Raw genomic sequence first — 6,556 nt, 5'->3', positions numbered from 1 at the left:
CGTCCGTGACCGCGGCGCTGATGCCCGCCCCGGCCTCGACGGTGACCTCCAGGCCGAGGCCCTTGAGCTTCTTCACCGTCTCCGGCGAAGCGGCGACGCGCGTCTCGGTGGCGCGGCGCTCCTTGGGTATGGCGATCTTCATGATGACTCTCGAACCTTATGCTGGCGCGTGCGGCGGCCGGCCGGCCGGCGGGGGCGCGGAAACCGTGCCGCCGTCGATCGGGGCGGGCGGCTGACCGGGGGCGGGCGCCAGGGCCATCGTCGTGCGCGCGGTGGAACACGGGGTGTGGGGGCGGGCGGCCGTCCCCGGCAGGCGCCGGGAAGCCGCGCGGGCGGTGCGGGCACGCGGGCCCGTGCCCGCCCGGCACGGTGGCGGCCGGTGCGTGGGGGAGGGCATCGGCCCGCCCGCCGCGCCGCGGCGCGCGGGAGGGCCGATCCGGACGGGGAGGGGGCTTACTGGGCGGCGACCATCTGCGTGGCGGCGGGCGTCTCCGGCTGGGTGTAGCAGCCGGCCATCTCGCCGCGCTGGCGGACCAGCGCCAGGACGACGTCGAGGGTGGGGGTGGCGACGCCGACCAGACGGCCCATCTCCTGGACCACCGACACCAGGGCGTCGATCTCCATCGGCCGGCCGCGCTCCAGATCCTGGAGCATCGAGGTCTTGTGGGCGCCGACGGCGCCGGCGCCGTTGATGCGGCGTTCGACGTCGACCCGGAAGTGGACGCCCAGGCGGTCGCCGATCTCCTTGGCCTCCAGCATCATCGCCTTGGCCACGGCGCGCGTCTCGGTGTTGCCGCAGATGTCCTCCAGGGTGGCGTGGGTCAGCGCGCTGATCGGGTTGAAGCACAGGTTGCCCCACAGCTTCAGCCAGATCTCGTCGCGCACCCGCTCCAGCACCGGGGCGCGCAGGCCGCCGGCCTGCATCATCTCGCTCAGCGCCGTGGCGCGCGCGGAGATGGAGCCATCGGGCTCGCCAAGCGGGAACTTGTCGCCGTAGACGTGCTTGATCACGCCCGGCGCCACGACCTCGGTGGCGGGGTACACGATGCAGCCGATGGCGCGCTCCGGACCCAGGCCCTTCCACTGCTTCGCACCGGGATCGATGGTCTCCAGGGTGCGGCCCTCGAACGCCCCGCCGTGCTTGTGGAAGTACCAGTAGGGGATGCCGTTGACGGCGGTGACGACGGCGGTGTCCTTGCCCAGCAGCGGCTGCATGGAGTCGACCACCCCCGGCACGGAATGCGCCTTGAGGCCGACGATGACGTAATCCTGCGGCCCCAGCTCGGCCGGGTCGTCGGTGCAGCGGGGGTGGACGACCTGCTCCTCGTCGCCGACCAGAAGCGTCACGCCGTTGGTGCGCATCGCCTCGAGGTGGGCGCCGCGCGCGATGAGGCTGACATCGGCCCCGGCCTGATGAAGTCGAACGCCGAGATACCCTCCGATCGCCCCCGATCCGTAGATGCAGATTTTCATGATTGCGTGGCCCTCTCCCTACCGTTGGCACGCCCGGCCTGGGCAATGGGTTGCCTGGCCGATTGTTGGTGCCACAATACAGGCGCATTCTGGTATACCATATACCGGGTGTCAACAGCCAAGTGGCGTCCCCGGGCCCCGCGGGCCGCATTTTTGTCAAGGCGTGAAAACTTTACGGCCTCGTCCTTGCCTCTCAGGCCGAAAACCGCACAGCATGTGGGTCTCTGCTGCTCAGTGCGGGGGGCGGCGTTGGTAAAGTTTTGAAAATCAGGGCAGAGGAGAGCGACCATGAGCGAGGCCAAGATCACCATCGAACCCGCGGGCAGCGACGCCGACATCGACGCCAGCTTCCCCATCGTCCAGCAGCTGCGCAGCCACATCACCGACGCCGCGGCCTTCCGCGCCCAGGTGCGCCGCCAGATGGACGACGGCTACACCCTGGCGTTGCTGCGCGTCGACGGCGAGATCGCCGGCTGCGCCGGCTTCCGGGTGCACGAGACCCTGTCGCGCGGCACCTACATGTATGTGGAGGACCTGGTCACCAGCTCGGCGCACCGTTCGCTCGGCCTGGGCGACGCCCTGTTCGACTGGCTGGCCGGCCAGGCCAAGGAGCGCGGCTGCGCCCAGATGGAGGTGGTCTCCGGCACCCAGCGCACCGAGGCCCACCGCTTCTACCATCGCAAGCGGATGGTCATTAAGGCCTTCCAGCTCGTCCTGATGCTGAAGTGAGGGCGCGCGGGGGGGCGGCACGCCGCCCCCCCGCAGCGGCCCGCTGCGCCGTCGGCCACGGGCCGGGCTTGACGCGGGCCGCCGCGCCGGTCACGCCGCGCGCACGCGCTCCAGGAAGCCGCGCACCTCGCCGCGCAGCGCCTCGGCCTGGCCGGCCAGGCCGCGGGAGGCGTCGAGGACGGCCTGGGCGACCGTGCCGGTCTTGACCGCCGACTCCGTCACCTCGGCGATGCGCTCCATCACCACATGGGTGCCGACGGCCGCCTCCTGGACGTTGCGGGCGATGTCCCGGGTGGCGTCGCCCTGCTCGTGCATGGCCCCGGTGACCTCGCCGACCGAGGCGCTGATCGCCTCGGCCGAGCCGACGATGGAGCGGATCGCCGCCACGGCGTCGTCGGTGGCGGTCTGCATCTCGGCGATCTGCTGGGTGATCTCGGCGGTCGCCCGGCTGGTCTGGCCGGCCAGGTTCTTGACCTCGCCGGCCACCACGGCGAAGCCCTTGCCGGCCTCGCCGGCGCGCGCCGCCTCGATGGTCGCGTTGAGCGCCAGCAGGTTGGTCTGGCCGGCGATCTCGCCGATCATCTCGACCACCCGGCCGATGCGGCCGGCGGCGGTCGCCAGCCCCTCGACGATGCGGTTGGTGTCGCCGGCCCGGGTGGCCGCACCGGCGGCGGCGCGGGCGGAGTCCGCCAGCCGGTCGGCGATGGCGTCGACCGAGGTCGACAGCTTTTCCGCCGCCGCCGCCACCGTGTCGACGTTGGCGCTGGTCTGCTCCGAGGCCGCGGCGACGGTGGCCGAGCTGGTGCGGGTGGCGACCGCGTCGGCGGACATGGTCTCGGCGTCGCGGGCCATGGCGTCGGCGGCCTCGCGCAGCCGCTCCACCACCGTGCCGACCGACTGCTCGAAGGCGTTGGCGAAATCCTGCATGGCCCGGCGACGCTCGGCCTCGCTGCGGCGCTGCAGGGTGTCGCGCTCCGCCTCCAGGCGGCGGCGCTCCACGGCGTTCCGCTTGAACACCTCCACCGCCGCGGCGAGGCTGCGGATCTCGTCCTTGCGGTCGCCGCCGGGCACCGCCACCTCCAGGTCGCCGGCGGCCAGCCGCTCGGTGGCGCCGGCCATGGCGCGCAGCGGCCGCACCACGCTGCGGCCGATCGCCCAGGCGAGCGCGGCGCCCAGCAGCAGGGCGAGGCCCGAGCCGGCGACGATCAGGGTTTCGGCGTTGCGGCGGCTGGCCTCGCGCGCCGCATCCTGCTCGGCGACCAGCCGGGCGACCGTGTCGGTGATGGCGTCGGTGTCCGCGTCCATGGCCGCCGCGGCCGCCGTCTGGCGCTCGGTGGCGGCGGCCAGGGCGGCGAACTCCTCGTCCAGGGCCACCGCCGCGGCGTCCATCGCCGCCGTCTCGGCCGCCGCCTCGTCGCCGTCCACCAGATCCGCCGTCTCCGCCACCAGGGCGCGGACGCGGCCCATGGCCTGGGCGACCGCGGCCCCGGCATCGGGGTTCTGGGTCAGCTGGAAATCGCGCTGGGCCACCGCCGCCGCCTGCACGACCTCGGCGATGCGCAGCGCCAGCGTGCGCAGTTGGGCGGCGGCGTTCAGTTCGTCCTGGGCGGCCGCCTGGGCGTAGCCGGTGGCCTCGCGCAGCGAGGCGAAGGCGGCCATCTGGCTTTCGCCCAGCACGGCCGCGGCCCCCTCCAGGGCGGCGGCGGCGTCCTGGGCGGCGGTGGCCAGCGCGGGCGGCAGGGTGGCGGCCGACTCCGCACCGGCCGCGATCGCATCGGCGAGGGCCGCCAGCGCCGCGCGGTAGGCGGCGGCGCCGTCGACGATCTCGCCAACCGCGCCCTCCTCGGCGGTGCCGGCGACGCGGGCCCGGAGCGCCGTCGCCTCCGCGACCACGCCGTCGACGGCGACCAGTCCATCCGCCGCGGCGTCCTTCAGGGGGCGGCGCAGCAGCGTCTTCAGGCGCAGGCTCAGCTCGCCCACGCGGCCCACCAGGTACTCGGTCATGGACGCCGTGCTCTGCGCCTCGTCGAGGGCCGCCTTGGCCTCGGCCAGGCCGGATCGCGCCGCCTCGTAGCGCGCGGTCTGCCGGCGCAGGATGCCCTCGGCGCCCATGCGCAGCTGGAGCGAGCGGGCGGTCAGCGTCTCCAGCCGCTGCTGCTCGTCCTCGCGTTCGGCGACCAGACGCTCGAAGGTCGCGGCGTAGCGTTCCACCGCCGTGCCGATGGTCGCGCCCTCGGTGGTGGTCGCCCGCACCGCCTCGGCCTGCCCGCGCAGGCGGTCGAGGCCGTCGCGCACCTCGGCGGCGTGGGCGGCGTTGCCACTGCGGCCGTAGACGGCGACCCGCTCGGCGACCCGGGCGAGGCCGCCGTCGATCCCGGCGAGGTGGGAGGAGACGTCGGCGGACCCGACGAAGGTCCGCAAGCCCGTCCAGCCGGCCAGCGCCACCACCAGGGTCAGCGCGAGAACGGTGGAGAAGCCGATGGCGATCCGGGTGGCGATCTTCATGGCACGGTCCCTTCCAAGCGCACCACCGTGGCGGGATGTCGCAGGTTTAATCAATATTTGCCCATTTCCTTTCCATAGAGTGAAAACTGTTTCTTGGACGAACAATATCGCCGCCTGTTGATCGCGGCGGTGCGGCGGGGCATACAGGACGTCAGCGGTGTGCCCGGCCGGCCGCCGACGCGCCCACGAGGGAGGTTTCCTGTGACCGCCGTGACCCATCCGACGACCCCGTTCACCGACCAGCGGCCGGGAACCTCGGGGCTTCGCAAGGCCGTCCGCGTCTTCGCGACGCCCGGCTACCTGGAGAATTTCGTCCAGGCGATCTTCGACTGCCTGGACGGGCTGGCCGGGGCCAGTCTGGTGGTGGGCGGCGACGGCCGGTATCACAACCGCAGCGCCATCCAGACCATCTTGAAGATGGCCGCGGCCAACGGGGTCGCCCATGTGGTGGTGGGCCGCGGCGGCATCCTCTCGACGCCGGCGGCCTCGTGCCTGATCCGCCAGCGCGGCACCCTGGGCGGCCTGATCCTGTCGGCCAGCCACAACCCCGGCGGCCCCGACGGCGATTTCGGCATCAAGTACAACGCCGGCAACGGCGGCCCGGCGCCGGAGGCGCTGACCGAGGCGTTCTTCCGCCGCTCCAAGGAGATCACGGAATACCGCGCGCTCGACGCCGCGGACCTCGACCTGGAGTCGATCGGCACCACCACCCTGGGCGGCATGACGGTGGAGGTGGTGGACCCCGTCGCCGACTACGCCGCGCTGATGGAGGGCCTGTTCGACATGGCCGCCATCCGCGCCCTGTTCGCGTCCGGCTTCCGCATGGTGTTCGACGCCATGCACGCGGTCACCGGCCCCTACGCCACCGAGATCCTGGAGCGCCGGCTGGGTGCGGCGCCGGGCACGGTGATCAACGGCGTGCCGCTGGAGGATTTCGGCGGCCACCACCCCGACCCCAACCTGGCCCACGCCCATGACCTGGTGGCCCGGATGGAGGGCGCTGACGCGCCCGATTTCGGCGCCGCCTCGGACGGCGACGGCGACCGCAACATGATCCTCGGGCGCGGCGTCTTCGTGTCGCCCAGCGACAGCCTGGCGGTGCTGGCGGCCAACGCCACCCACGTCCCGGCCTTCGCCGGCGGGCTGAAGGGGGTGGCGCGTTCCATGCCGACCAGCCGCGCCGTCGACCGGGTGGCGGCCGCGCTGGGGCTGGAGTGCTTCGAGACACCGACCGGCTGGAAGTTCTTCGGCAATCTGCTGGACGCCGGCCGCATCCGCCTGTGCGGTGAGGAGAGCTTCGGCACCGGCGCCGACCACGTGCGCGAGAAGGACGGGCTGTGGGCGGTGCTGATGTGGCTCAACGTGCTGGCGGTGCGGCGCCTGTCGGTGGCGGAGCTGATGGCCGAGCACTGGCAGGCCTACGGGCGCACCTATTATGGCCGCCACGACTACGAGGCGATCGAGCATGGCGCGGCCGACGCCCTGATGGGGGCCCTGCGCGATCGCCTGCCGGGCCTTCCCGGCCAGGACCTGCAGGGGCATCGCATCGCGCTCGCCGACGAGTTCGCCTACACCGACCCGGTGGACGGCAGCCGCACCGAGCGCCAGGGGCTGCGCATCGGCTTCACCGACGGCTCGCGGATCGTCTTCCGCCTGTCGGGCACGGGCACCGCCGGCGCCACCCTGCGCGTCTACCTCGAGCGCTACGAGCCCGACCCGGCGCGCCACGGGCTGGCGACGGAGGCGGCGCTGGCCGACCTCGCCGCGATCGCCGTCGAGGTCGCCGGAATCCGCCGCCACACCGGCCGCAGCGCGCCCGACGTGCGGACCTGACGGGCCGCGCCGCCCG

The 6,556-nt window shown here is 73.4% G+C and carries 4 protein-coding genes and 1 pseudogene; 2 read left to right on the top strand and 3 right to left on the bottom strand.

The features are described 5' to 3' along the window. Both AC6H2I_RS07405 and AC6H2I_RS07400 read right to left on the bottom strand, forming a co-directional pair. Positions 1 to 142: pseudogene (locus AC6H2I_RS07405) on the bottom strand (NAD(P)(+) transhydrogenase (Re/Si-specific) subunit alpha); the annotation flags it as partial. Positions 143 to 453: 311 nt separating this feature from the next. Then, positions 454 to 1,473: a 2-dehydropantoate 2-reductase gene (locus AC6H2I_RS07400; RefSeq protein WP_497499952.1), complete on the bottom strand. Its 1,020-nt coding sequence runs from the start codon at positions 1,471 to 1,473 to the stop codon at positions 454 to 456. Positions 1,474 to 1,761: 288 nt separating this feature from the next. Between AC6H2I_RS07400 and AC6H2I_RS07395 the strand changes: the two genes are divergently transcribed. Further along, positions 1,762 to 2,202: a GNAT family N-acetyltransferase gene (locus tag AC6H2I_RS07395; RefSeq protein ID WP_497499951.1), complete on the top strand. Its 441-nt coding sequence runs from the start codon at positions 1,762 to 1,764 to the stop codon at positions 2,200 to 2,202. 90 nt (positions 2,203 to 2,292) lie between these two features. On the opposite strand, the gene AC6H2I_RS07390 is transcribed toward AC6H2I_RS07395, so the two are convergent. Beyond that, positions 2,293 to 4,707, bottom strand: coding sequence for a methyl-accepting chemotaxis protein (locus AC6H2I_RS07390; protein WP_497499950.1), 2,415 nt, complete (start codon positions 4,705 to 4,707; stop codon positions 2,293 to 2,295). A gap of 201 nt (positions 4,708 to 4,908) precedes the next feature. On the opposite strand from AC6H2I_RS07390, the gene AC6H2I_RS07385 reads away from it, so the two are divergent. After that, the gene (locus AC6H2I_RS07385) at positions 4,909 to 6,540 is read left to right on the top strand and encodes an alpha-D-glucose phosphate-specific phosphoglucomutase (protein WP_497499949.1); all 1,632 of its coding nucleotides are present in this window, start codon (positions 4,909 to 4,911) and stop codon (positions 6,538 to 6,540) included. The last annotated feature ends 16 nt before the right edge of the window (positions 6,541 to 6,556 follow it).

Source organism: Azospirillum sp. NS33 (assembly GCF_059703765.1).
Note: the sequence above shows the minus strand (reverse complement) of the source record. Positions and strands in the feature narration are given on the sequence as shown.

Excerpts from the sequence above, each read along its gene's own strand:
- AC6H2I_RS07400 (WP_497499952.1), bottom strand. The coding sequence starts at position 1,473 with ATGAAAATCTGCATCTACGGATCGGGGGCGATCGGAGGGTATCTCGGC.
- AC6H2I_RS07395 (WP_497499951.1), top strand. The coding sequence starts at position 1,762 with ATGAGCGAGGCCAAGATCACCATCGAACCCGCGGGCAGCGACGCCGAC.
- AC6H2I_RS07390 (WP_497499950.1), bottom strand. The coding sequence starts at position 4,707 with ATGAAGATCGCCACCCGGATCGCCATCGGCTTCTCCACCGTTCTCGCG.